Annotated in this window: 19 protein-coding genes; all 19 read left to right on the top strand. The window is 73.9% G+C overall.

The window, feature by feature from the left end; translation table 11 throughout:
* Positions 1 to 10: 10 nt before the first annotated feature.
* Positions 11 to 946 carry a proteasome subunit beta gene (gene prcB, locus ABRQ22_RS08195; protein ID WP_353709185.1) on the top strand — a complete coding sequence of 312 codons (936 nt, stop codon included), beginning with the start codon at positions 11 to 13 and terminating at the stop codon, positions 944 to 946.
* Complete coding sequence (gene prcA, locus ABRQ22_RS08200) at positions 943 to 1674, top strand: proteasome subunit alpha (protein ID WP_253049732.1); 732 nt, start codon at positions 943 to 945, stop codon at positions 1672 to 1674. Before prcB ends, prcA begins: the two co-directional genes overlap by 4 nt.
* A gap of 6 nt (positions 1675 to 1680) precedes the next feature.
* A complete protein-coding gene (pafA, locus tag ABRQ22_RS08205; RefSeq protein ID WP_253049730.1) occupies positions 1681 to 3042 on the top strand; it encodes a Pup--protein ligase in 1362 nt (453 codons plus the stop codon).
* Positions 3043 to 3151: 109 nt separating this feature from the next.
* The gene (locus ABRQ22_RS08210) at positions 3152 to 4090 is read left to right on the top strand and encodes an FKBP-type peptidyl-prolyl cis-trans isomerase (RefSeq protein ID WP_353709186.1); all 939 of its coding nucleotides are present in this window, start codon (positions 3152 to 3154) and stop codon (positions 4088 to 4090) included.
* Positions 4087 to 4857 carry an imidazole glycerol phosphate synthase subunit HisF gene (hisF, locus tag ABRQ22_RS08215; protein WP_253049726.1) on the top strand — a complete coding sequence of 257 codons (771 nt, stop codon included), beginning with the start codon at positions 4087 to 4089 and terminating at the stop codon, positions 4855 to 4857. Before ABRQ22_RS08210 ends, hisF begins: the two co-directional genes overlap by 4 nt.
* A 293-nt stretch (positions 4858 to 5150) precedes the next feature.
* Positions 5151 to 7049 carry an ABC transporter ATP-binding protein gene (locus tag ABRQ22_RS08220; RefSeq protein WP_353709523.1) on the top strand — a complete coding sequence of 633 codons (1899 nt, stop codon included), beginning with the start codon at positions 5151 to 5153 and terminating at the stop codon, positions 7047 to 7049.
* Positions 7046 to 8926 (top strand): ABC transporter ATP-binding protein, encoded by a 1881-nt coding sequence (locus tag ABRQ22_RS08225; protein ID WP_353709187.1) that lies wholly within the window; start codon positions 7046 to 7048, stop codon positions 8924 to 8926. The genes ABRQ22_RS08220 and ABRQ22_RS08225 overlap by 4 nt, the downstream gene beginning before the upstream one ends.
* An 86-nt stretch (positions 8927 to 9012) precedes the next feature.
* Positions 9013 to 9474: a phosphoribosyl-AMP cyclohydrolase gene (hisI, locus tag ABRQ22_RS08230; protein ID WP_253049722.1), complete on the top strand. Its 462-nt coding sequence runs from the start codon at positions 9013 to 9015 to the stop codon at positions 9472 to 9474.
* Entirely contained in the window at positions 9471 to 11048 is a 1578-nt protein-coding gene (locus tag ABRQ22_RS08235) for an anthranilate synthase component I (protein WP_253049720.1), read from the top strand. The genes hisI and ABRQ22_RS08235 overlap by 4 nt, the downstream gene beginning before the upstream one ends.
* On the top strand, positions 11045 to 11704 hold the full coding sequence (locus ABRQ22_RS08240; RefSeq protein ID WP_353709188.1) for a Trp biosynthesis-associated membrane protein: 660 nt from the start codon (positions 11045 to 11047) through the stop codon (positions 11702 to 11704). The genes ABRQ22_RS08235 and ABRQ22_RS08240 overlap by 4 nt, the downstream gene beginning before the upstream one ends.
* Before the next feature lie 108 nt (positions 11705 to 11812).
* Complete coding sequence (locus ABRQ22_RS08245) at positions 11813 to 12079, top strand: HGxxPAAW family protein (protein ID WP_353709189.1); 267 nt, start codon at positions 11813 to 11815, stop codon at positions 12077 to 12079.
* Entirely contained in the window at positions 12076 to 12558 is a 483-nt protein-coding gene (locus tag ABRQ22_RS08250; protein ID WP_353709190.1) for a DUF4190 domain-containing protein, read from the top strand. The genes ABRQ22_RS08245 and ABRQ22_RS08250 overlap by 4 nt, the downstream gene beginning before the upstream one ends.
* Before the next feature lie 11 nt (positions 12559 to 12569).
* Positions 12570 to 13001, top strand: a complete 432-nt coding sequence (locus tag ABRQ22_RS08255; RefSeq protein ID WP_353709191.1) for a DUF2752 domain-containing protein — start codon at positions 12570 to 12572, stop codon at positions 12999 to 13001.
* Between the two features lie 176 nt (positions 13002 to 13177).
* Positions 13178 to 13990, top strand: coding sequence for an indole-3-glycerol phosphate synthase TrpC (gene trpC / locus ABRQ22_RS08260; RefSeq protein WP_353709192.1), 813 nt, complete (start codon positions 13178 to 13180; stop codon positions 13988 to 13990).
* Between the two features lie 127 nt (positions 13991 to 14117).
* Complete coding sequence (trpB, locus tag ABRQ22_RS08265) at positions 14118 to 15386, top strand: tryptophan synthase subunit beta (protein WP_353709193.1); 1269 nt, start codon at positions 14118 to 14120, stop codon at positions 15384 to 15386.
* A gap of 62 nt (positions 15387 to 15448) precedes the next feature.
* The gene (gene trpA, locus ABRQ22_RS08270; protein WP_353709524.1) at positions 15449 to 16294 is read left to right on the top strand and encodes a tryptophan synthase subunit alpha; all 846 of its coding nucleotides are present in this window, start codon (positions 15449 to 15451) and stop codon (positions 16292 to 16294) included.
* Entirely contained in the window at positions 16291 to 17304 is a 1014-nt protein-coding gene (gene lgt / locus ABRQ22_RS08275) for a prolipoprotein diacylglyceryl transferase (protein WP_253049707.1), read from the top strand. Before trpA ends, lgt begins: the two co-directional genes overlap by 4 nt.
* Before the next feature lie 139 nt (positions 17305 to 17443).
* On the top strand, positions 17444 to 22027 hold the full coding sequence (gltB, locus tag ABRQ22_RS08280; protein ID WP_353709194.1) for a glutamate synthase large subunit: 4584 nt from the start codon (positions 17444 to 17446) through the stop codon (positions 22025 to 22027).
* Entirely contained in the window at positions 22020 to 23486 is a 1467-nt protein-coding gene (locus tag ABRQ22_RS08285) for a glutamate synthase subunit beta (RefSeq protein WP_253049703.1), read from the top strand. The genes gltB and ABRQ22_RS08285 overlap by 8 nt, the downstream gene beginning before the upstream one ends.
* The last annotated feature ends 73 nt before the right edge of the window (positions 23487 to 23559 follow it).

The raw sequence follows: 23559 nt of genomic DNA on the forward strand, positions 1-23559 counted from the left end.
CGGCAACCCGATGAGCACGGACCAGCCAGGGCGTCTGCCCGACGCCTTCACGACCCCCGGGTCGTCGTCCTTCCTGGACTTCCTGTCCGGGCACGCCCCCGACCTGCTGCCGTCGCGTCGCGCCGCCGGGCACGCGTCCGGGGGCGCGGCGCCCGACGCGCCGCACGCGACGACGATCGTGGCGCTCACGTTCGGCGCGGAGGGCGTCGCGGGCGGCGTCGTGATGGCGGGCGACCGTCGCGCGACGATGGGTTCGATGATCGCGAACCGTGAGATCGAGAAGGTCTTCCCCGCGGACGAGTTCTCGGCGGTCGGGATCGCGGGGACGGCGGGCATCGCGGTCGAGCTCGTGCGCCTGTTCCAGCTCGAGCTCGAGCACTACGAGAAGATCGAGGGCACCCTGCTCTCGCTGGACGGCAAGGCGAACCGGCTGTCCACGATGATCCGGCAGAACCTCGGCCTCGCGATGCAGGGCCTCGCCGTGGTCCCGCTGTTCGCCGGGTTCGACCTCGACCGGGCCACGGGCCGCATCTTCTCCTACGACGTGACCGGCGGCCGGTACGAGGAGCGCGCCTACCACTCGGTGGGCTCCGGTTCGGTGTTCGCGCGGAGCTCGCTGAAGAAGCTCTGGCGCACCGAGCTCGACCGGGACGCGTCCGTGCGCGTGGCGGTCGAGGCCCTGTACGACGCGGCGGACGACGACTCCGCCACGGGCGGTCCCGACCCGGTGCGCCGGATCTGGCCCGTCGTCGCGGTCGTGACCCGGGACGGCTACGAGCGCGTCCCGGACGACGAGCTCGCCGCCGTCGTCGAGCAGATCGTGGCCGAGCGGTCGGGCACGGGCGTGCCGCGCCGCGGCCCCGCGGCGACGAACGCCGAGTCCGTCCCGCACGACCAGCCGGACGACCTGTCGCAGGGCCCCGCGTCGGGAGGTGACGCCGAGTGAACATGCCCTTCTACGTCTCGCCCGAGCAGCTCATGAAGGACCGGGCGGACTTCGCGCGCAAGGGCATCGCGCGCGGCCGGTCCGTCGTGGTCCTCGCCTACGAGGACGGGATCGCGTTCGCCACGGAGAACCCGTCGCGCGCGCTGCACAAGATCTCGGAGATCTACGACCGCATCGCGTTCGCCGCGGTGGGCAAGTACAACGAGTTCGAGAACCTGCGGGTCGCGGGGGTGCGCTACGCGGACCTGCGCGGCTACTCGTACGACCGCACCGACGTCAACGCCCGCGGTCTCGCGAACGCCTACGCCCAGACCCTGGGCACGGTGTTCACCACGGAGTCCAAGCCGCTCGAGGTCGAGCTCGTCGTCGCGGAGGTCGGCCGCACCGCGGCGCAGGACCAGCTCTACCGGATCTCCTACGACGGGTCGGTCGCGGACGAGCAGGGCGTCGTCGTCATGGGCGGGCAGGCCGACCAGCTCGGCCGCGTGCTCCAGGACGCGTGGCAGCCGGGTCTGGGGCTGGCCGAGGTCCTGCGCCTCGCCGTGCGCGCGCTCGGGTCGGGCGGCGACGGCGAGGAGGTGCGGACCATCCCGGCCGCCCAGCTCGAGGTGGCCGTCCTGGACCGCACGCGCCCGCGACGCGCCTTCCGGCGGCTGTCCGGGCAGGCCCTCGAGGACCTGCTCGCGGACGACGCGACCGACACCGGTGCCGCGACGGACGAGGGGTAGGACCGCATGGACCGCAGGATCTTCGGGCTGGAGACGGAGTACGGCGTGACGTGCGCGTCCGACGACGGCCGCGGGCTGTCGGCGGACGAGGTGGCGCGCTACCTGTTCCGCAAGGTGGTGGCGTGGGGCCGGTCGTCGAACGTCTTCCTGCGCAACGGGTCGCGCCTGTACCTCGACGTCGGCTCGCACCCCGAGTACGCGACGGCGGAGTGCGACGACGTGCACCAGCTCGTCGCGTACGACCGCGGCGGGGAGCGGATCCTGGAGGGTCTCGTCGCGGACGCGCAGCAGCGCCTCGAGCACGAGGGCCTGCCCGGCCGCATCCACCTGTTCAAGAACAACACCGACTCGGCGGGGAACTCGTACGGGTGCCACGAGAACTACCTCGTGCGGCGCCAGGGCGACTTCTCGCGCCTGTCGGACGTGCTCGTCCCGTTCCTCATCACCCGCCAGGTGCTCACGGGCGCGGGCAAGGTCCTCACGACGCCGCGCGGCGCGGTGTACTGCCTGTCGCAGCGCGCCGACCACATCTGGGAGGCGGTCTCCAGCGCGACGACCCGGTCCCGCCCGATCATCAACACGCGCGACGAGCCGCACGCCGACGCCGAGAGCTACCGGCGGCTGCACGTCATCGTCGGCGACTCGTCTATGGCGGAGACGACGACGATGCTCAAGGTCGGCACGACCGACCTCATCCTGCGCATGGTCGAGGCGGGCGTGCCCATGCGCGACCTCGCGCTCGAGAACCCGATCCGGTCGATCCGCGAGATCAGCCACGACATGACCGGCAAGCAGCCGGTCCAGCTCGCGAGCGGACGGACCGTCACCGCGATCGACCTGCAGGGCGAGTACCTGCAGCGGGTGAAGGAGTTCGTCGAGCAGGACGTCTCGCCCACGCCGGTCGTCAAGCAGGTCCTCGACCTGTGGGAGCGAGGGCTGCGCGCCCTGGAGACGGGCGACCTCTCGCTGGTCGACCGCGAGCTCGACTGGGTCATCAAGTACCGGCTGATCCAGCGGTACCAGGCCAAGCACGGGCTCGAGCTCGACGACCCGCGGATCGCGCGCCTGGACCTCGCGTACCACGACATCTCGCGGACCGAGGGGCTGTACAACCTCCTGGCCGCGCGCGGGATGGTCGAGCGCGTCACGACGGACCTCGAGGTCTTCGAGTCGACGGCGGTCCCGCCGCAGACGACGCGCGCCAAGCTGCGCGGCGACTTCGTACGCGCCGCTCAGGAGGCACGCCGGGACTACACGGTCGACTGGGTGCACCTCAAGCTCAACGACCAGGCGCAGCGCACGGTCCTGTGCAAGGACCCGTTCCGGAACGTCGACGAGCGCGTGGAGCGCCTCATCGAGTCGATGTGATGCGGGACGTGATGTGACGAACCTGGTTCCTCCGACCGGGCGCCCCGTGCCGGGCCTCCGGTCCGCTCGTCGTCGTGCGCCCGGAGCCCGGGGGGCGCTCGCACTGCTCGTGGCGCTCGTCGCGTCGCTCGCCCTCGCCGCCTGCACGGAGCCCGAGGACGCGACGCCGACCCCGTTGAACACCGACCTCACGGTCGTCGGGTCCTCCGGCGCGCCCCCGGAGCTGCAGTACCGCGCCCCGCTCGACGTGCCGGAGGCGTCGTCGGAGGTGGTGTGGCCGGGCGCCGGCGCCGAGCTCGTCGACGGCGGTCCGCTCCTGCTCAACCTGTACGCGCAGGACGTCAGCGACGGGACGGTGCTCCAGAACACCTACACCGACGCGCCGCGCTGGCGCACGCTGACCGACGAGTCGGTCGGGCGGGACCTGCGCGACCTGCTGCGCGGCCAGCGGGTGGGCGCGCGCCTCCTGCGGCTCGAGGAGGACGACGGCGTCCCCGTCGCGCTGGTCGTGGACGTGCTCCCGACCCGGGCGTCGGGCGAGGCGGTCGCGCCGGTCGAGGGCCTGCCGACCGTCACGCTCGCCGAGGACGGCGCGCCGAGCGTCGCGATCCCGCCCGACTCGGCCGCGCCGGGCGGGCTCGTCGTGCAGCCGCTGATCCGCGGCGACGGCCGCCAGGTCGAGGTCGGCCAGGTCGTCACGGTCCGCTACACGGGCGTGCGCTGGTCCGACGGCGGGGTCTTCGACACGACCTGGACCGACGACACCGCGCCCCTGTCGATCATGATCGGGATCGGCGAGGTGATCGAGGGGTGGGAGCAGGGCCTCCTGGAGCAGTCCGTGGGGAGCCAGGTGCTGCTCGTCGTGCCGCCGGACCTCGCCTACGGCGAGACGGCCAACCCGCTCGCGGGCGAGACGCTCGTCTACGTCGTGGACATCCTCGACGCCCAGTTCCCGGTGACCGCCGAGGAAGCCGCCGAGGGCGGCACCGACGGCGCCGGTACCGACACGACCGGCGACGCGCCGGCCGACCAAGGAGAGTCCTCATGACCGTCGCGATCCGCGTGATCCCGTGCCTCGACGTCGACGCGGGGCGCGTCGTCAAGGGCGTCAACTTCGAGAACCTGCGCGACGCGGGCGACCCCGTGGAGCTCGCCTCGCGGTACGACGCCGAGGGCGCGGACGAGCTGACGTTCCTCGACGTCTCGGCGTCGTCGGGGAACCGCGAGACGACGTACGACGTCGTGCGGCGCACCGCGGAGCAGGTCTTCGTGCCGCTCACCGTCGGCGGCGGCGTGCGCTCGGCGGAGGACGTGGACCGCCTCCTGCGCGCGGGAGCGGACAAGGTCGGCGTGAACACGGCCGCGATCGCCCGCCCGGAGCTCATCGCCGAGATCGCGGACCGCTTCGGCAGCCAGGTGCTGGTCCTGTCCGTCGACGCGCGGCGCACGACGGGCGACGTGCGCACCGACTCCGGCTACGAGGTCACGACCCACGGCGGGCGTCGGGGGACCGGGATCGACGCCGTGGAGTGGGCCGCGCGCGCTGCGGGGCTCGGGGCGGGCGAGATCCTCCTCAACTCGATGGACGCCGACGGGACGACCGCGGGCTTCGACCTCGAGATGCTCGCGGCGGTGCGCTCCGAGGTCCGGGTCCCGCTCGTCGCGAGCGGCGGGGCGGGGACGCCCGAGCACTTCGTGGCCGCCGCGCGCGCCGGGGCCGACGCGGTGCTGGCCGCGAGCGTCTTCCACTTCGGTGCCCTGACGGTCGCCCAGGTCAAGGACGCGATGCGCGCGCAGGGCGTCGAGGTGCGCTGAGCCACCCTCGGGCAGGGCGGAGGTCCGGCTCCGTCGTCGCCCGTCGGCAGAGCTCCGTCGGGGCGTGTCAGGGGCGCATGAGAAGATCGTGCAACCCCTGAACGAAAGACGAGGACCGTCCCGTGCCCGGCAGCAGGACGCGCCCCACCGGCGCCGACGCCCCGCCCGCCCCGACCGACCTGCCGGCCCCGACGGACCGGCCCGACCCGCCCCGGGACCTGCTCCCCGACGAGCCGAGCGTCCGGCGCCCGCACGCCCTGACCGGGTCGCGGGTGCGCCGGTCGCTGGCTCTCATGGGCCGCGGCATCCGCGACGAGCCGCGCACCTACGCCCTCGCGATCGGGTCGTCCGCGCTCTTCGGCGCGCTCACCGTCGCCGTGAGCAGCGCGATCGGCACCGCGACCGACGAGGTCGTCGTCCCCGCGATCGCGGGCGACGAGGCCGCGCGCGGCCGCATCTGGGTCGCGGGCCTCGTCCTCGCCGGCATCGCGGTCTCCCTCGCGGCGAGCGTGGCCGCGCGCCGCATCTTCGCGGGCAACGGGTACGCCGCGCTCCAGGCGCGGCACCGCACCGCGGTGACGCGCCAGTACCTGCGCCTGCCCATGTCGTGGCACCGCTCGCACCCCGCCGGGCAGCTCCTGTCCAACGCGAACTCCGACGTCGAGGCGGCGACGGGCGTGTTCAACCCGCTCCCGTTCGCGCTCGGTGTCGTCGTCATGATCGGCGTCGCCGCCGTGATGCTGTTCCGCGTGGACGTGTGGCTCGCGTGCGCGGCACTGATCGTCATCCCGCTCGCGATCGCCGTGAACATCGTCTTCCAGCGCTACATGTCGCCCGCGATCACGCGCGCTCAGCAGCTCCGGGCCGAGGTCTCGGACGTCGCGCACGAGAGCTTCGAGGCGGCGCTGCTCGTCACGTCGCTCGGGACCGCGGACCGCGAGGAGCGGCGCTTCGCCGAGCGCACCGACGAGCTGCGCGCCGCGAACGTGCGCGTCGGCGTCGTCCGGGCGTTCTTCGACCCGGTCATCGAGCTGCTGCCGTCGCTCGGCACGCTCCTCGTCCTGGCCGTCGGGACCGTCCGGCTCACCTCGGGCGGCGTCGCGGCGGGCGACATCGTCACCGCCGCCTACCTCCTCACGATCATGGCCGTCCCCGTCCGGGCGTTCGGGTGGGTGCTCGGTGAGCTCCCGCGCGCCCTCGTCGGGTACGAGCGCATCAGCCGCGTCGTCGACGCGGGCGGCGTGCTGCGACCCGGGACCGGCGGGCTCCCCGGCGGGGGCTCCGGGCTGGGCGTCCGCCTCGAGGGCGTCGGCGTGGACGTCCGCGCGGGCGGCCGAGCGATCACGCTGCTCGACGGGATCGACCTCGAGGTCGACCCCGGGACGACGGTCGCGGTCGTCGGCCCGACGGGTGCGGGCAAGACGACGCTCGTGTCGCTGCTCGCCCGCCTCTCCGACCCCACGCGCGGCCGGGTGCTGCTCGACGCCACGGACGTGCGGGACGTGCGCGAGGCCGACCTGACGTCCCAGGTCGCCCTCGTGGCCCAGCAGGCCTTCGTCTTCGAGGACTCCGTGCGGGCGAACGTCACGCTCGCCGACGACGGCGACGCGGGCCCGGACGACGACCAGGTCTGGGAGGCGCTGCGCCTGGCGCGCGTCGACGACGTCGTCGCGCGACTGCCGGAGGGCCTCGACGCGCCGCTGGGGGAGCGCGGGGCGAACCTGTCCGGCGGCCAGCGCCAGCGGCTCGCCATCGCACGCGCCCTCGTGCGTCGCCCGCGCCTGCTCGTCCTCGACGACGCGACGTCCGCGGTCGACCCGCGGGTCGAGCAGCAGATCCTCGCGGGCCTCGCCCGCGAGGGGGCCGACCGCCCGACCGTCGTCATGGTGGCCTACCGCATGTCGAGCGTCGCGCTCGCGGACGTCGTCGTGCACGTCGAGTCCGGCCGCGTGGTCGACGTCGGGACGCACGACGAGCTCCTCGCGCGCGACCGGGGCTACCGCGAGCTCGCGACGGCCTACGCCCGCGAGGCGGAGCGGCGCGAGCAGGAGCGCGCGGACGCCACCGACGACACCGCGCGGACGGCGGCCGAGGACGGCGAGGAGACACGCGGGGGCGACCTCGCGCGCCGGGAGGAGATCGAGGAGGACGACGTCGTGCAGCACGTCGAGACGGGGGCGCTGGAGGAATGAGCCGGTCGACCACCACGGAGCGCTCCGACACCGCGGCCACGGCATCCGCGCCCGACGGCGCGCCGGGCCGCCCGGGCGACGCCCGCATCGCCTCGGCGAGCTCGCTCGGCGTCCTCGCCACGCTGCGCCGCGGCGTCCAGGTCTCGCCGCAGATCCTCGACGGCATCTGGGTCACGCTCGGCCTCGCGGTCGCGGCCGCGCTGGGCCGCGTCGTGGTCCCCGTGACCGTCCAGCAGACGGTCGACACCGGCGTGCTCGCCGACGGCGGTCCGGACACGACGCGCGTGGCCGTGCTCGTCGGCGTCGCCGCGGTCGTCATCGTCCTCGCGGGCCTCTGCTCGGCCTTCGTCAACGTCCGGCTGTTCCGGTCGACGGAGGCGGGGCTCGCCGGCCTGCGCGTGCGCGCGTTCCGGCACGTGCACGACCTGTCCGTCCTCACGCAGAACACGGAACGGCGCGGCTCGCTCGTCTCGCGCGTGACGAGCGACGTCGACACCATCTCGCTGTTCGTGCAGTGGGGCGGCATCATGCTGCTCGTCTCGGTGCTGCAGATCGGCGTCGCGACGGTCCTCATGGCCGTGTACTCGTGGCAGCTCACCCTCGTCGTCTGGGCGTGCTTCGTCCCGCTGTTCCTGGTCCTGCGCCCCGCGCAGGCCCGCGTCAACGACGCCTACACGCAGGTGCGTGCGCGCGTCGGCGGCATGCTCGGGGCCATCTCCGAGTCGATCGTGGGCGCCGAGACGATCCGCGCGTACGGGGCGGGCGCGCGCACCGCGCGCCGCATCGACGCCGCCGTGGACGCGACCCGGCGAGCGATGGTCCGGGCGCAGAAGCTCGTCGCCGTCGTCTTCTCGAGCGGCGTGCTCGTCGCGAACCTCGTGCTGGCCGTGGTCGTCGTGGTCGGCTCGTACCTCGGCGTGGCCGGCGACGTCTCGGTCGGGCAGCTCCTCGCGTTCCTCTTCCTCGTCCAGCTCTTCACGGGCCCGGTGCAGATGGCGACCGAGATCCTCAACGAGCTCCAGAACGCGGTCGCCGGGTGGCGCCGCGTGCTCGCGGTGCTGGAGACGCCGGTCGAGGTCGTCGACCGGGGCGCCGACGGCGAGCGCAGCCCGCGCGGGCCCGCCCACGTGCGGCTCGAGGGCGTCCGGTTCGCCTACCCGGACGGGCCCGAGGTGCTGCACGGCGTCGACCTCGATCTCCCGGCCCGGGCCTCGGTCGCCGTCGTCGGGGCCACCGGGTCCGGCAAGACGACGATCGCCAAGCTCGTCACCCGGCTCATGGACCCGACCGCGGGGCGCGTGCTGCTCGACGGCACCGACCTGCGCGACCTCGCCGTCGAGTCCCTGCGCGAGCGCGTCGTGCTCGTGCCGCAGGAGGGCTTCCTCTTCGACGGCACGCTCGCCGACAACGTCGCCTACGGGCTGCGCGGCGACGCCGAGCGGGAGCCCGACGCCGCACGCCGCGCCCGGATCGAGGCGGCCGTCGAACGGCTCGGGCTCACCGACTGGGTCGCGGACCTGCCCGACGGGCTCGACTCCCCGGTCGGCCAGCGGGGCGAGTCGCTCTCCGCCGGGGAGCGGCAGCTCGTCGCCCTGGTGCGCGCCTACCTCGCCGAGGCCGACCTGCTCGTCCTCGACGAGGCGACGTCCGCCGTCGACCCCGCGACCGAGGTCCGCATCGCCCGCGCCCTCGCCTCGCTCACCGCCGGCCGCTCGACGCTGACCATCGCGCACCGCCTCTCCACCGCCGAGGCGGCGGACCTCGTGGTCGTGGTGGACGCGGGCCACGTCGTCGAGGTCGGCAACCACGACGACCTCGCCCGAGCGGGCGGCGTGTACGCCCGCATGCACGACGCCTGGGTCTCCCAGACCCGCTGACCCGCGCCGCCGCCGGGCGACCCACGTCACGCCGGCCGGGCGAGACGGGGGACCGGCGGCGGCCCGGCGTCTGGCAGGATTCTCGGGTGCCCGACTCCACGACCGGACCCACGACCGACACGCCGACCCGCACGGCGCTCGACCCCGAGATCGCCGCGAGGCTCAAGCGCGACGACGCGGGCCTCGTCGCCGCGATCGTCCAGCAGCACGACACGGGCGACGTGCTCATGCTCGGCTGGATGGACGACGAGGCGCTGCACCGGACGCTGACGACCGGGCGGGTGACGTTCTGGAGCCGGTCCCGCCAGGAGTACTGGCGCAAGGGCGACACGTCGGGCCACGTGCAGGTCGTGCGCTCGGTCGCCCTCGACTGCGACGGGGACGCGCTGCTCGTGCGCGTCCACCAGGTCGGGGCCGCGTGCCACACCGGCACGCGCACGTGCTTCGAGGCCGGGGGAGACCTCGGCGCCGTCGTCGGCGACCTGCCGCCCGGCACCGTCGCCCCCTCGACCACGCCCGACCCCGATCCTGAGGAGGAGAACCAGTGAGCGCGACCGTCGACCCGGCCGAGACCACCACCGTCCCCGCGGGCGGTCCCGCGTGGGGCGCGACGTGGCCCGTGCTCGACGGCTTCCGCGCGCTGGCCACGTCGCGACGGGTGGTCCCGGTCGTCCGGCGCCTCCTCGCCGACGACGTCACGCCCGTCGGGCTGTACCGCACGCTGGCGCAGGGCCGACCGGGGACGTTCGTCCTGGAGTCCGCCGAGTCGGACGGGCGGTGGGCCCGGTACTCGTTCGTCGGCGTCGCGTCCCGCGCGACGCTCACGGCGCGCGAGGGCCGGGCCGTCTGGTCCGGTGACGTGCCGACCGGCGTCCCGCTCGAGGGCGACGTCGTGGCGGTGCTGGAGGCGACGCTCGACGTGCTGCGGACGCCCGCCGTCGAGGGCCTGCCGCCGCTCACGGGCGGCCTCGCGGGCGCGATCGGCTGGGACGTGATCCGGCACTGGGAGCCGACCCTGCCCGCGGACGCGCCGGACGAGCTCGGCGTGCCCGAGCTCACGCTGTGCCTCGCGACGGACCTCGCGGTCGTCGACCACGCGGAGGGCAGCGTGTGGCTCGTCGCCAACGCGATCAACTTCGACGACACGGACGAGCGCGTCGACGAGGCCTACGCGGACGCCGTCGCGCGGCTGGACGCGATGCAGGCCCGGCTCGTGGCCGGAGGCGCGCACGTCGCGTCGGTCCTCGCCCCGGACGCCGCCGAGCCCGCGCTCGAGTTCCGCTCGACGCGCGAGGAGTTCGAGGCGTCCGTCGTCGCGGGCAAGGACGCGATCCGCGAGGGCGAGGTGTTCCAGGTGGTGCTGTCCCAGCGCCTGGACCTCGACTGCCCGGCGGACCCGCTCGACGTCTACCGCGCGCTGCGGACGATCAACCCGAGCCCGTACATGTACTACTTCCAGCTCACGGACGCGGACGGGCGGGACTTCGCGGTCGTCGGGTCCAGCCCCGAGACGCTCGTGAAGGTCGAGGACGGGCGCGTCACGACGTTCCCGATCGCCGGCTCCCGGCCGCGCGGCGCGACGCCCGAGGAGGACGTCGCGCTGGGCGAGGAGCTCCTGCAGGACCCGAAGGAGCTCGCCGAGCACATCATGCTCGTGGACCTGTCGCGCAACGACCTCGTCAAGGTGTGCGAGCCGACGTCCGTCGAGGTCGTGGAGTTCATGGCGACCAAGCGGTTCAGCCACATCATGCACCTGTGCTCGACGGTCGTCGGGACGCTGCGCGACGGCGCGACCGCGCTGGACGCCTTCCGGGCGACGTTCCCGGCCGGGACGCTCTCCGGCGCGCCCAAGCCGCGCGCGATCGCCCTCATCGACGAGCTCGAGCCGGCGTCGCGCGGGATCTACGGTGGGACCGCGGGGTACTTCGACTTCGACGGGAACATGGACATGGCCATCGCGATCCGGACCGCGCTGATCCGCGACGGTCGCGCGAGCGTCCAGGCGGGCGGCGGCATCGTCGCGGACTCGGTGCCCGCGCTCGAGTACGCGGAGTCGCGCAACAAGGCCGCCGCCGCGGTCCGGGCCGTCCAGGTCGCGGCGCGGCTGCGGGGGCTCGCGTGAGCCGCCCGGCCGGGCCGAGCCGGCGCACCGCGATCTGGGTCCTGCTCCTGCTCGGCGGCGCGACCCTCGCGACGGCCGTGCCCACGTGGCTGAGCACGACCGGCGCGACGGCGCTCGACCCGGAGGTCGCGGTCGCCGTCGCCGGGACGTCGGCGGCGCCGGGGGTGAGCGCGTCGGCGCTCGTGCTCGTCGCCGCCGCGCTCGCGCTGGGGCTCGTCGGCCGCGTCGGCCGGTGGGTCGTGCTCGCCGTCGCCGCGGCGAGCGGGGTCGTCGCGGCCGTCTCCGCGCTCGGCGTCGCGCTCGACCCGGAGCCCAGCGCCCGGTCGGCCGTCGCGGACGCGACCAGCGTCACGGAGCTCACCGCGCCCGTCGAGCTGACCGCCGCGCCCTGGCTCGCCGCGGCACTCGGCGTCCTCACCGTGCTCGCGGTGGTGTGGGTCGCCGTCGGCTCGCGGTCGTGGGCAGGAGCCTCGACCCGGCACGAGCGCGCGTCCGGCCCGGTGCCCCCGACCGGCACGGCGCCCTCGGCGTCGGCGCCCGAGGAGCAGCGACCGGGCGGCGCCGCGGAGGCCGCGGAGAGCCCCGCACCCGACGACCTCTCCGACCACGACGCGTGGGACGCGCTGTCCCGCGGCGAGGACCCCACGGACCGCTGAGCAGCGCGGACGCCCGCTCCCGTCGCCGCGTCCGGGGACCGTGCGGGGGACGGGCACCGGCCCGGTCCGATAGGCTCTGACCACATCTTGACGAAAGGCACGACCCTCATGGCCGAGAACCAGCAGACGACCGAGATCGCCTACCTGCCGCCCGCGGCTCCGCCCACGAACCACGGCCACACCGTCGCCGCGTGGTTCACCATGATCGGCATCATGGTCGGCGCGCTCGTGGCCGCGATCGGTGTCCTCCTCCCGGGCATGGCCCAGGTGTCCGGCGTCTGGCTCTTCTGGGTCGGCATGGGCCTCGTGGCGGTGGCGCTCGTCGGCGGCCTCGTGCTCCGCAACATGGGCTACGGCCAGAAGAAGTCGCGATGACGCAGCCGCCGGGCCCCGGCCCGTACGACCCCGCAGGCCCGCAGGACGGGTCGCAGGCGCCGTACGGCTCGTCGGCGCCCGGCGGTCCGCAGCACCCGACGGGCGACCCCGCGGGAGCCCCGTACGGAGCACAGCCGCAGTACCCGGGGCAGCAGTACCCCGGACAGCAGTACCCGGCGGGCGCCTACGGGGCGCCGCCGTACTACCCCAAGAACAACCTGGCGATCTGGTCGCTGGTGCTGGGGATCGCCTCGTTCGTCCTGAGCTGCGGATTCTTCACGGGCATCCCGGCGGTGATCGTCGGCAACGCCGCGAAGCGAGCGGTCGCGGAGGGCCAGGCGGACAACGACGGCATGGCGACGGCGGGGATCATCCTCGGCTGGGTCGCGATCGCTCTGTCGGTGATCGGCCTGCTCTCCCTGCTGATCTTCGTCCCGGGCATCCTCGCCTGGGTCGGCACGATCCCGGACCAGTACTGACGGGTGCGCACGTGACGTCCGAGGCCGTGCGACGTCGGCGGGTCCCGCGCGCGGCGCAGGCACCCCTCGCGGTCGGCGCGCTCGTCGCGGCGGCGGTGGTCTACGTCGGTGCCGTCGACCCGAACCGCCCAGGGCACTACGTCACGTGCCCCCTGCTCGCCCTGACCGGCCTCGCGTGCCCGGGGTGCGGCGGACTGCGCGCCACCTACGACCTCGTGCACCTCGACGTCGCCGCGGCCTGGTCCATGAACCCCCTCTGGGTCGTCGTCGCGCCGCTGCTCGTCGCGCTGTGGGTCACGTGGCTCGTCCGGGCCTGGCGCGGGCGCCCGGCCCCGCGCCTCCCTGCCGGGGTCGCGTGGGCCTCCCTCGGCGTCCTCCTCCTCTTCGGCGTCCTGCGGAACGTGCCCGCGCTCGTCCCGTGGCTCGGCCCGGCAGCGGGGTGAGAGGGTCGGGCAGCGCCGCGACGGCCGTCTCGGGGGCTGGGCCGTGGTCATCGTCACTCGGGGGCGGCTCTACGATGGCAGGTACCTCCCTGTCAACGGGTCGGCCCGAACCTGTGGGTGCACGATGGCCGACCGGCCCGGCCGGGGGGCGGGACGACACGGGGAGTGGTGGGACGATGACGGTTCTGGACGACATCGTCGCGGGCGTGCGCGAGGATCTCGCGGTGCGTCAGGCGGCGACCTCGCTCGACGAGCTGAAGGAACGCGCGTCCCGCCTCCCCGGCGCGCTCGAGTGCGTGAGCCGCCTCAAGGCGGACGACGCGGTCGCGGTCATCGCCGAGGTGAAGCGCTCGAGCCCCAGCAAGGGTGCGCTCGCGGCGATCTCCGACCCGGCCGAGCTCGCCGGGGAGTACGAGAAGGGCGGCGCGGCCGCGATCTCCGTGCTCACCGAGCAGCGGCGGTTCAACGGCAGCCTCGCCGACCTCGACGCCGTGCGCGCCCGGGTCGACGTCCCCGTGCTCCGCAAGGACTTCGTCGTGACGCCGTACCAGGTGTGGGAGGCGCGCGCGCACGGTGCCGACATCGTCCTCCTCATCGTCGCCGCGCTCGAGCAGACGGTCCTCACGTCGCTCGTCGAGCGCGTCCACTCGCTCGGGATGACGGCGCTCGTCGAGGTGCACACGCTGGACGAGGTCTCGCGCGCGCTCGACGCGGGCGCCCGCGTCGTGGGCGTCAACTCGCGCAACCTCAAGACGCTCGACGTGGACCGCACCACGTTCGCGCGCCTCGCGCCCGCCATCCCGGACGAGGTCGTCCGCGTCGCCGAGTCCGGCGTGCGCGGGCCGCACGACGTCATGGACTATGCCCGTTCCGGTGCGCACGCGGTGCTCGTCGGCGAGGCGCTCGTGACCGACGACGCCCCGCGCTCGTCCGTCGCGGACCTCGTCGCGGCCGGGTCGCACCCGTCGCTGTGGTCCGTGCGGCCCTGAGGCACGACGGCTCCGTCCGTCACGCCGCAGGCGCCGCGCCCCGGCCCAGCACACCCCACCACGCAGGAGGACCGGCCCCGTGCCCGACTCGACACCTTCGACCACCTCACGGAGTGCCGAGCACTCCGTGCGCGCCGACCTGACGCGCTCCCTCGCGACCCAGGAGGGTCCCTACTTCGGCGAGTTCGGCGGACGGTTCGTCCCCGAGGCGCTCATCGCCGCCCTGGACGAACTGGAGACCGAGTACCGCAAGGCGCTCGACGACCCGGCGTTCGTGAACGAGCTCGCGCGCCTCCAGCGCGAGTACACCGGGCGTCCCAGCCCGCTCACCGAGGTGCCGCGCTTCGCGCAGCACGCGGGCGGCTCGCGCGTCTTCCTCAAGCGCGAGGACCTCAACCACACCGGCTCGCACAAGATCAACAACGTCCTCGGCCAGGCGCTGCTCGTCAAGCGGATGGGCAAGACGCGCGTGATCGCCGAGACCGGGGCGGGCCAGCACGGCGTCGCGACGGCGACGGCCGCGGCCCTGCTCGACCTCGAGTGCGTCGTGTACATGGGCGAGGAGGACACTCGGCGCCAGGCGCTCAACGTGGCTCGCATGCGCCTGCTCGGCGCCGAGGTCGTGCCCGTGACGATCGGGCAGCGCACGCTCAAGGACGCGATCAACGAGGCGCTCCGCGACTGGGTCGCGAACGTCGACACGACGCACTACCTCCTCGGCACCGTGACCGGCCCGCACCCCTTCCCCGAGATGGTGCGCGAGTTCCACCGCGTCATCGGCGAGGAGGCGCGCACGCAGATCCTCGACCGCATCGGGCGGCTGCCGGACGCGCTCGCGGCGTGCGTCGGCGGAGGGTCCAACGCGCTCGGCCTGTTCAACGCGTTCCTCGACGACGAGGGCGTCGAGCTCTACGGCTTCGAGGCCGGCGGCGAGGGCGTGGAGACCGGCCGCCACGCGGCCCGCTTCAGCGGAGGCGCTCCCGGCGTCCTGCACGGTGCTCGCTCGTACCTGCTGCAGGACGACGACGGCCAGACCTTGCCCAGCCACTCGGTCTCGGCGGGGCTCGACTACCCGAGCGTCGGCCCGGCGCACTCGTGGCTCCACGACCTCGGTCGGGCCACCTACGAGCCCGTGACCGACTCCGAGGCCATGGAGGCCTTCCGGCTGCTGTGCCGCACGGAGGGCATCATCCCCGCGATCGAGTCGGCGCACGCGCTCGCCGGCGCGCTGCGGGTCGGCCGCGCGGCGGCCGCCGCGGGCCGCACCGACCACGTGATCCTGGTGAACCTCTCGGGGCGCGGGGACAAGGACGTCGCGACCGCCGCCCGGTGGTTCGACCTCGTGGACGACGACGCGATCGCCGAGACGGCGACGGGCACGGAGGGACAGCTGTGAGCGCGGCACGGACCAAGGACGCCCCCGGGACGACCGCAGGCGCGTCGGGCACCGCGCGCCGCCTGCTCGAGCTCCGCGCGGAGGGTCGGGCCGCGCTCGTGGCCTACCTGCCCGTCGGCTTCCCGACCGTGGACCGCTCGATCGAGGCGGCGCTCGCGCTCGTCGACTCGGGCGTGGACGTGCTGGAGCTCGGCATCCCGTACACCGACCCCGTGATGGACGGTCCGGTGATCCAGGCCGCCGCGCAGACCGCGCTCGACGCGGGCGTGCGCGTCGCCGACGTGTTCCGCGTCGTCGCTGCCGTCACCGAACGCACCGGCGGCCGGGTCCCGGTGCTCGTCATGACGTACTGGAACCCGGTCCTGCGGTACGGCGTCGACGCGTTCGCGCGCGACCTCGCCGCCGCCGGGGGAGCCGGTCTCATCACGCCCGACCTCATCCCCGACGAGGGTCGCGCGTGGCTGGACGCGTCGGAGGCGCACGGGCTGGACCGCGTCTTTCTCGTCGCGCCGAGCTCGACGGCCGAGCGGCTGCGGCTCACGGCGCGCGCGTCGCGCGGGTTCGTCTACGCCGCCTCGACGATGGGCGTCACGGGCGTGCGGGCGGCCGTCGGGCCGCAGGCCGCGCGGCTCGTCGCCGACACGCGCGCCGCCGGCGCCGACCTGGTGTGCGTCGGCCTCGGCGTGTCCACCGGCGAGCAGGCCGCCGAGGTCGGCCGCTACGCCGACGGCGTCATCGTCGGCTCCGCGTTCGTCCGCCCGCTCCTGGGCGACGCGCCGTGGGACGAGCGGCTCGCCGCCCTGAAGGCCGTCGCGGCGGACCTCGTCGCGGGCGTCCGCGCGGGCCGGGACGGGGCCGGCGACGGCGTCCCGGCCGGCACGACGACGACAGGAGAGGTGGTCGCATGAGCGCCGCGCTCGCCGTCGGGCAGCTCGTGGAGGCCGCGGGCGCCCTGCCCGCCGCGCTCCCGAGCCCCCCGCAGCACACGTGGTATGTCGGGCCGTTCCCGATCCGGGCGTACGCCCTCGCGATCCTCGCGGGCATCGCGGTGGCCCTGTGGCTCACCCGGCGCCGCTGGGTGGAGCGCGGGGGAGAGGCGGACGACGTCCTGGAGATCGCCTTCTGGGCGGTCCCCTTCGGCATCGTGGGCGGCCGGCTCTACCACGTCTTCTCGACGCCGGACCCGTACTGGGGCCCGAACGGCGACCCCGTCCGCGCGCTCTACGTGTGGGAGGGCGGCCTGGGCATCTGGGGCGCCGTCGCGCTCGGCGCGGTCGGCGCGTACATCGGGTGCCGCCGCCAGCGCGTGAGTTTCCCCGCGTTCGCGGACGCCCTGGCGCCCGGCCTGCTGCTCGCGCAGGCCGTCGGCCGGCTCGGCAACTGGTTCAACCAGGAGCTGTTCGGCGCCCCGACGACCCTCCCCTGGGGGCTGCGCGTCGACGACTCCGTGGCCGCCGCGGCCGGGTACCCGCCGGGCACCCTGTTCCACCCGACGTTCCTCTACGAGATGGTCTGGAACATCGGCGCTGCCCTGCTCCTGATCTACCTGGACCGTCGGTTCCGGCTGGGTCATGGTCGGGTATTCTGGCTCTACGTCTTCGTCTACACGCTCGGTCGTGTGTGGATCGAGATGCTGCGCATCGACGAGGCCGAGCTCGTCCTCGGCCTCCGGCTGAACGTCTGGACCTCGATCCTGGTCGGTGTCGGTGCGCTGATTGCGTTTATCGTTGTCGGGCGTCGCCACCCCGGGCGCGAGGAGACGGTGTCCCTCGACGCTCCGGACGAGGCGTCCACCACGGGGTCCGAGGAGCCGGTCGAGGAGTCGACCGACGACGAGGACCCCTCGACGACCGAGGACTCCGACGACTCGGAGGAGTCCGAGCAGGCAGATGCCGCGCGACCAGACCCCGGTCGCTGAGCATCCGTCATTCATAGGCGAATCCGCCGGGCGACCGCCCGGTGGGTTCTGTCATGTCCATAGGGCCGACGACGTCCCGAACCCCCCCAGCTGGAACCAGCCCGGCCGTCTCGGTCGGGCGCCTGTGAGGACGGTGTTGATGACCACGCCGCAGTATCGGGACGCGCACCGGGCACCCGCCCTGTCCGCCCCTCCCACGGCATCCGGTCTGTACGACCCCGCCGCCGAGCACGACGCGTGCGGCGTCGCCTTCGTGGCGACGCTCCGCGGCACGCCCGGACGCGACATCGTTGACGCGGGGCTGACGGCCCTGCTCAACCTCGACCACCGCGGCGCCGTCGGTGCCGAGGAGAACAGCGGCGACGGCGCCGGGATCCTCACGCAGATTCCCGACGCCTTCGTGCGCGACGTGGTCGACGCGGAGCTCCCGCCCGCGGGCCACTACGCCATCGGCATGGCCTTCCTCCCGCAGGAGGCCGACGCCGCCGCCGAGGCGGCCCGTGGCGTCGAGGCGATCGCGGCGGAGGAGAAGCTCGAGGTCCTCGCGTGGCGCGACGTGCCCGTCACGGCCGACCTCGTCGGCCCGAGCGCGCGTGCGTCCATGCCGCTGTTCCGTCAGGTCGTCGTCGCGGACCCCGCGCGCGAGCTGTCCGGCGTCGAGCTCGACCGTCGCACGTACCGCCTGCGCAAGCGCGCGGAGAACGAGCTCGGCCTGTTCTTCGCGTCGCTCTCGGCGCGCACCCTCACGTACAAGGGGATGCTCACGACGGCGCAGCTCGAGCCGTTCTTCCCCGACCTGTCCGACCCGCGGTACGCGAGCGAGATCGCGCTCGTGCACTCGCGGTTCTCGACGAACACGTTCCCGTCGTGGCCGCTCGCGCAGCCGTTCCGCATGATCGCGCACAACGGCGAGATCAACACGGTGCGCGGCAACCGGAACTGGATGGCGGCGCGTGAGGGCACCCTCGCGAGCGAGGCCGTCGGCGACCTCGCCCCGCTCCTGCCGGTGTGCTCGGAGGGCTCCAGCGACTCGGCGAGCTTCGACGAGGTGCTCGAGCTCCTGCACCTCTCGGGCCGCTCGCTGCCGCACGCGGTGCTCATGATGATCCCGGAGGCGTGGGAGAACCACGCCGACATGGACCCGGACCTGCGCGCGTTCTACGAGTACCACTCGACGCTCATGGAGCCGTGGGACGGCCCCGCGTGCCTCAACTTCACCGACGGCACGCTCATCGGCGCGGTCCTGGACCGCAACGGCCTGCGCCCGGGGCGCTACTGGGTGACCGAGGACGGCCTCGTGGTGCTCGCGAGCGAGGCGGGCGTGCTCGACCTCGACCCCGCGACGATCGTCCGCAAGGGCCGCCTCGAGCCCGGCCGCATGTTCCTCGTCGACACCGGCCAGGGCCGGATCATCGAGGACGAGGAGATCAAGTCCCAGCTCGCCGCCCAGCGCCCGTACGCGCAGTGGGTCGCCGAGAACGCGGTCTACCTCGACCAGCTCCCCGAGCGCGAGCACGTCGCGCACAGCCCCGCGTCCGTCGAGCGCCGCCAGCGCGCCTTCGGGTACACGCAGGAGGAGCTCAAGGTCATCCTCACCCCGATGGCCAACACGGGGGCGGAGCCGCTGGGCGCGATGGGCACGGACACGCCCATCGCCGTCCTCGCGAAGCGTCCGCGCCTGCTGTTCGACTACTTCACGCAGATGTTCGCGCAGGTGACGAACCCGCCGCTGGACGCGATCCGCGAGGAGCTCGTCACGTCCATCGGCGGCGCGATCGGCCCGGAGCCGAACCTCCTCGTCGACACGCCCGAGCACGCGCGCAAGCTCATGCTGCCCTTCCCCGTGCTCGACAACGACCAGCTCGCGAAGATCATCCGCGTCGACAAGGACCCGAAGCTCTCCGGCATCTTCCGCGCGGTGACGATCAAGGGCCTGTACCGCGTCGCGGGCGGCGGCGAGTCCCTGCTCGCCCGCCTCGAGGAGATCTTCGCCGAGGTCGACGAGCACGTCGCCGCGGGCGCGAGCTTCATCGTGCTGTCGGACCGCGACTCGGACGCCGAGCACGCGCCGATCCCGTCGCTGCTCCTGTCGAGCGCGGTGCACCACCACCTGCTGCGGCGGCACACGCGCACCCAGGTGTCGCTCGTCGTCGAGGCCGGCGACGTGCGCGAGGTGCACCACGTCGCGCTGCTCATCGGCTACGGCGCGGCCGCGGTCAACCCGTACCTCGCCATGGAGACGGTCGAGGACCTCGCGCGCCGCGGCTACCTCACGGTCGACCCGGCGAAGGCCGTCGCGAACCTCATCAAGGGGCTCGGCAAGGGCGTGCTCAAGGTCATGAGCAAGATGGGCATCTCGACCATCTCCTCGTACCGCGGCGCCCAGGTGTTCGAGGCGGTGGGCCTGTCCCACGACCTCGTGCAGGCGTTCTTCACGGGCACGACGTCGCGCCTCAGCGGCATCGGGCTCGACGTCGTCGCGGCCGAGGTCGCCGCGCGCCACGTCGACGCGTACCCCAAGTCCGGCAACCACCGCCCGCACGTGCGCCTCACGACGGGCGGCGAGTACCAGTGGCGCCGCGACAGCGAGGAGCACCTGTTCGACCCGGAGACGGTCTTCCGCCTGCAGCACGCCACGCGCGAGCGCCGGTTCGACATCTTCCGCCAGTACACGCACCGCGTGGACGAGCAGTCCTCGCGCCTCATGACGCTGCGCGGCCTCCTCGCGCTGCGCGAGGGCGAGCGCCCCGCGGTCCCGCTCGACGAGGTCGAGCCCGTGAGCGAGATCGTCAAGCGCTTCAACACGGGCGCCATGTCCTACGGGTCGATCTCCGCGGAGGCGCACGAGACCCTCGCGATCGCGATGAACCGTCTGGGTGGCCGGTCGAACACCGGCGAGGGCGGCGAGGACCCGGAGCGCCTGTACGACCCGGAGCGCCGCTCCAAGGTCAAGCAGATCGCGTCGGGCCGCTTCGGCGTCACGAGCGAGTACCTGACGAACGCGGACGACATCCAGATCAAGCTCGCCCAGGGCGCCAAGCCCGGCGAGGGCGGTCAGCTCCCTGGGCACAAGGTGTACCCGTGGGTCGCGAAGACCCGGCACTCGACGCCGGGCGTCGGGCTCATCTCGCCGCCGCCCCACCACGACATCTACTCGATCGAGGACCTCGCGCAGCTCATCCACGACGCGAAGAACGCGAACCCGGCGGCGCGCATCCACGTCAAGCTCGTCTCCGAGTTCGGCGTCGGGACGGTCGCGACGGGCGTGTCCAAGGCGCACGCGGACGTCGTCCTCATCTCGGGTCACGACGGCGGCACGGGTGCGAGCCCGCTGACGTCGCTCAAGCACGCGGGCACGCCCTGGGAGATCGGCCTCGCCGAGACCCAGCAGACGCTCGTGCTCAACAACCTGCGCGACCGGATCGTCGTCCAGGTCGACGGCCAGATGAAGACCGGTCGCGACGTGGTCGTGGCGGCGCTGCTCGGGGCCGAGGAGTTCGGCTTCGCGACCGCCCCCATGGTCGTCTCGGGCTGCGTCATGATGCGCGTGTGCCACCTGGACACGTGCCCGGTCGGCGTCGCGACGCAGAACCCCGAGCTGCGCGCCCGGTTCACGGGCAAGCCGGAGTTCGTCGTGAACTTCTTCGAGTTCATCGCCGAGGAGGTGCGCGAGTACCTGGCGCGCCTCGGCTTCCGGACCGTCGAGGAGGCCATCGGCCGTGTCGAGCTCCTCGACACGCGCAAGGCGATCGACCACTGGAAGGCCCAGGGCCTCGACCTCGGGCCCGTGCTCGAGCGTCCCGTGCCGGTGGAGGGCGCCTCGCTGCGCAACACCACGACGCAGGACCACGGCCTCGAGAAGGCGCTCGACAACCAGCTCGTCGCGCTCGCCGAGGACGCGCTCGAGCGGCGCGAGCCGGTCCGCATCTCCCTGCCGGTGCGCAACGTCAACCGCACCGTCGGCACGATGCTCGGCCACGAGGTGACCAAGCGGTTCCGCGGCGAGGGCCTGCCCGACGACACGATCGACGTGACCCTCACCGGGTCCGCCGGCCAGTCGCTCGGCGCGTTCCTGCCGCGCGGCGTCACGCTGCGCCTGTTCGGCGACGCGAACGACTACGTCGGCAAGGGCCTGTCGGGCGGACGGATCGTCGTGCGCCCGGACCGCAACGCGGTCCTCACCGGGTCGAGCAACGTCGTCGCGGGCAACGTCATCGGCTACGGCGCGACGTCGGGCGAGATCTTCCTGCGCGGCCGGGTCGGCGAGCGCTTCGGCGTGCGCAACTCGGGCGCCACGCTCGTCGTCGAGGGCGTGGGCGACCACGGCTGCGAGTACATGACGGGCGGCACGGTGCTCGTGCTCGGCCCGACCGGGCGCAACTTCGGCGCCGGCATGTCCGGCGGCACCGCGTACGTGCTCGACCTGCGCGAGGGCAACGTCAACACGAGCGCGCTCGCCACCGGCGAGCTCGGCCTGAGCCCGCTCGAGGACGCCGAGGTCGCGCTCGTCGAGCAGCTCGTCCGTCGTCACCACGAGGAGACGGGGTCGCCGCTCGCGGCCGAGCTCCTCGAGGACTTCCCCGCGGCCGTCCAGCGCTTCACGCGCGTGCTGCCGACCGACTTCGCCCGCATGCGCTCGGCGCTCGAGAAGGCGGAGTCGGCAGGGCTCGACCCCGCGGCCCCGGGCGTGTGGGACCAGATCTTGGAGGTGGCCCGTGGCTGACCCCCGCGGATTCCTGAAGGTGCGGGAGCGCGAGCTCCCGCCCAACCGCCCGGTGGCCGTGCGCCTGCGGGACTGGAAGGACGTGCACGCGCACCTCGAGGAGGGCCAGCCGTTCCTCAAGGAGCAGGCGGGACGCTGCATGGACTGCGGCATCCCGTTCTGCCACCAGGGCTGCCCGCTCGGGAACCTCATCCCGGAGTGGAACGACCTCGTCTACCGCGACCAGTGGGCCGACGCGATCGACCGCCTGCACGAGACCAACAACTTCCCGGAGTTCACCGGTCGCGTGTGCCCGGCACCGTGCGAGTCGAGCTGCGTGCTCGGCATCAACCAGCCGGCCGTGACGATCAAGAACGTCGAGGTCTCGATCATCGACGAGGCGTTCGCGCGCGGCTACGTCACGCCGCAGGTGCCGCAGCGCCTCACGGGCTCGACGGTCGCCGTCGTGGGCTCGGGGCCTGCCGGCCTCGCCGCCGCGCAGCAGCTCACGCGCGCCGGCCACACGGTCGCCGTCTACGAGCGGGACGACGCGATCGGTGGGCTGCTGCGCTACGGCATCCCCGACTTCAAGCTCGAGAAGCACCACATCGACCGCCGCGTGGCGCAGATGGAGGCCGAGGGCACGCGGTTCCGCCCCGGTGTCGAGATCGGCGTCGACATCACGTGGGACGACCTGCGGGCCCGGTACGACGCCGTCGTGGTCGCCACGGGTGCGACCGTCCCGCGCGACCTGTCGGTCCCCGGGCGAGAGCTCGACGGCATCCACTTCGCCATGGACTTCCTGCACCAGGCGAACGCCGTCGTCGCCGGGCGCGAGGTCGCCGACCAGATCACGGCCACGGGCAAGCACGTCATCGTCATCGGCGGCGGCGACACCGGGTCGGACTGCCTCGGCACCTCGCTGCGCCAGGGCGCGGCGAGCGTGACGACGCTCGCGATCGGCAAGCAGCCGCCGCTCGAGCGGTCCGCGACCCAGCCGTGGCCGACGGACCCGATCGTGTTCGAGGTGTCCACGTCGCACGAGGAGGGCGGTGAGCGCGAGTTCCTCGCGTCCACCGTCGAGTTCCTGGGCGACGAGAACGGAGCCGTGCGCGCGCTGCGCGTCGCGGAGACCGAGTACCTGCCCGACGGCCGTCGCGTGCCCAAGGCGGGCACCGAGCGCGAGATCCCCGCGGACCTCGTGCTCGTCGCGATGGGCTTCACCGGGCCGGAGACGGCGACCATCACGACCCAGGCCGGCGCGGACCTCACGGGCCGCGGCCTCGTGGCGCGCGGCGACGACTTCGCGTCGTCGCTGCCCGGGGTCTTCGTGGCCGGCGACGCGGGTCGTGGGCAGTCGCTGATCGTGTGGGCGATCGCCGAGGGACGGGCGGCGGCGGCATCCGTCGACGCCTACCTTCAGGGAGGGACCGAGCTGCCCGCGCCTGTGCGCGCGAACACCGTGTCCTTGCGCGCTTGACGTGCACCCCGGCGCCGGGTGTCCGGCGCCGGGACGATGAGCGGGGCATCCTAGGGAGGGGCACCCCGCGACG

The sequence above is a fragment of the Cellulosimicrobium sp. ES-005 genome (assembly GCF_040448685.1).
GTDB lineage: Bacteria > Actinomycetota > Actinomycetes > Actinomycetales > Cellulomonadaceae > Cellulosimicrobium > Cellulosimicrobium cellulans_G.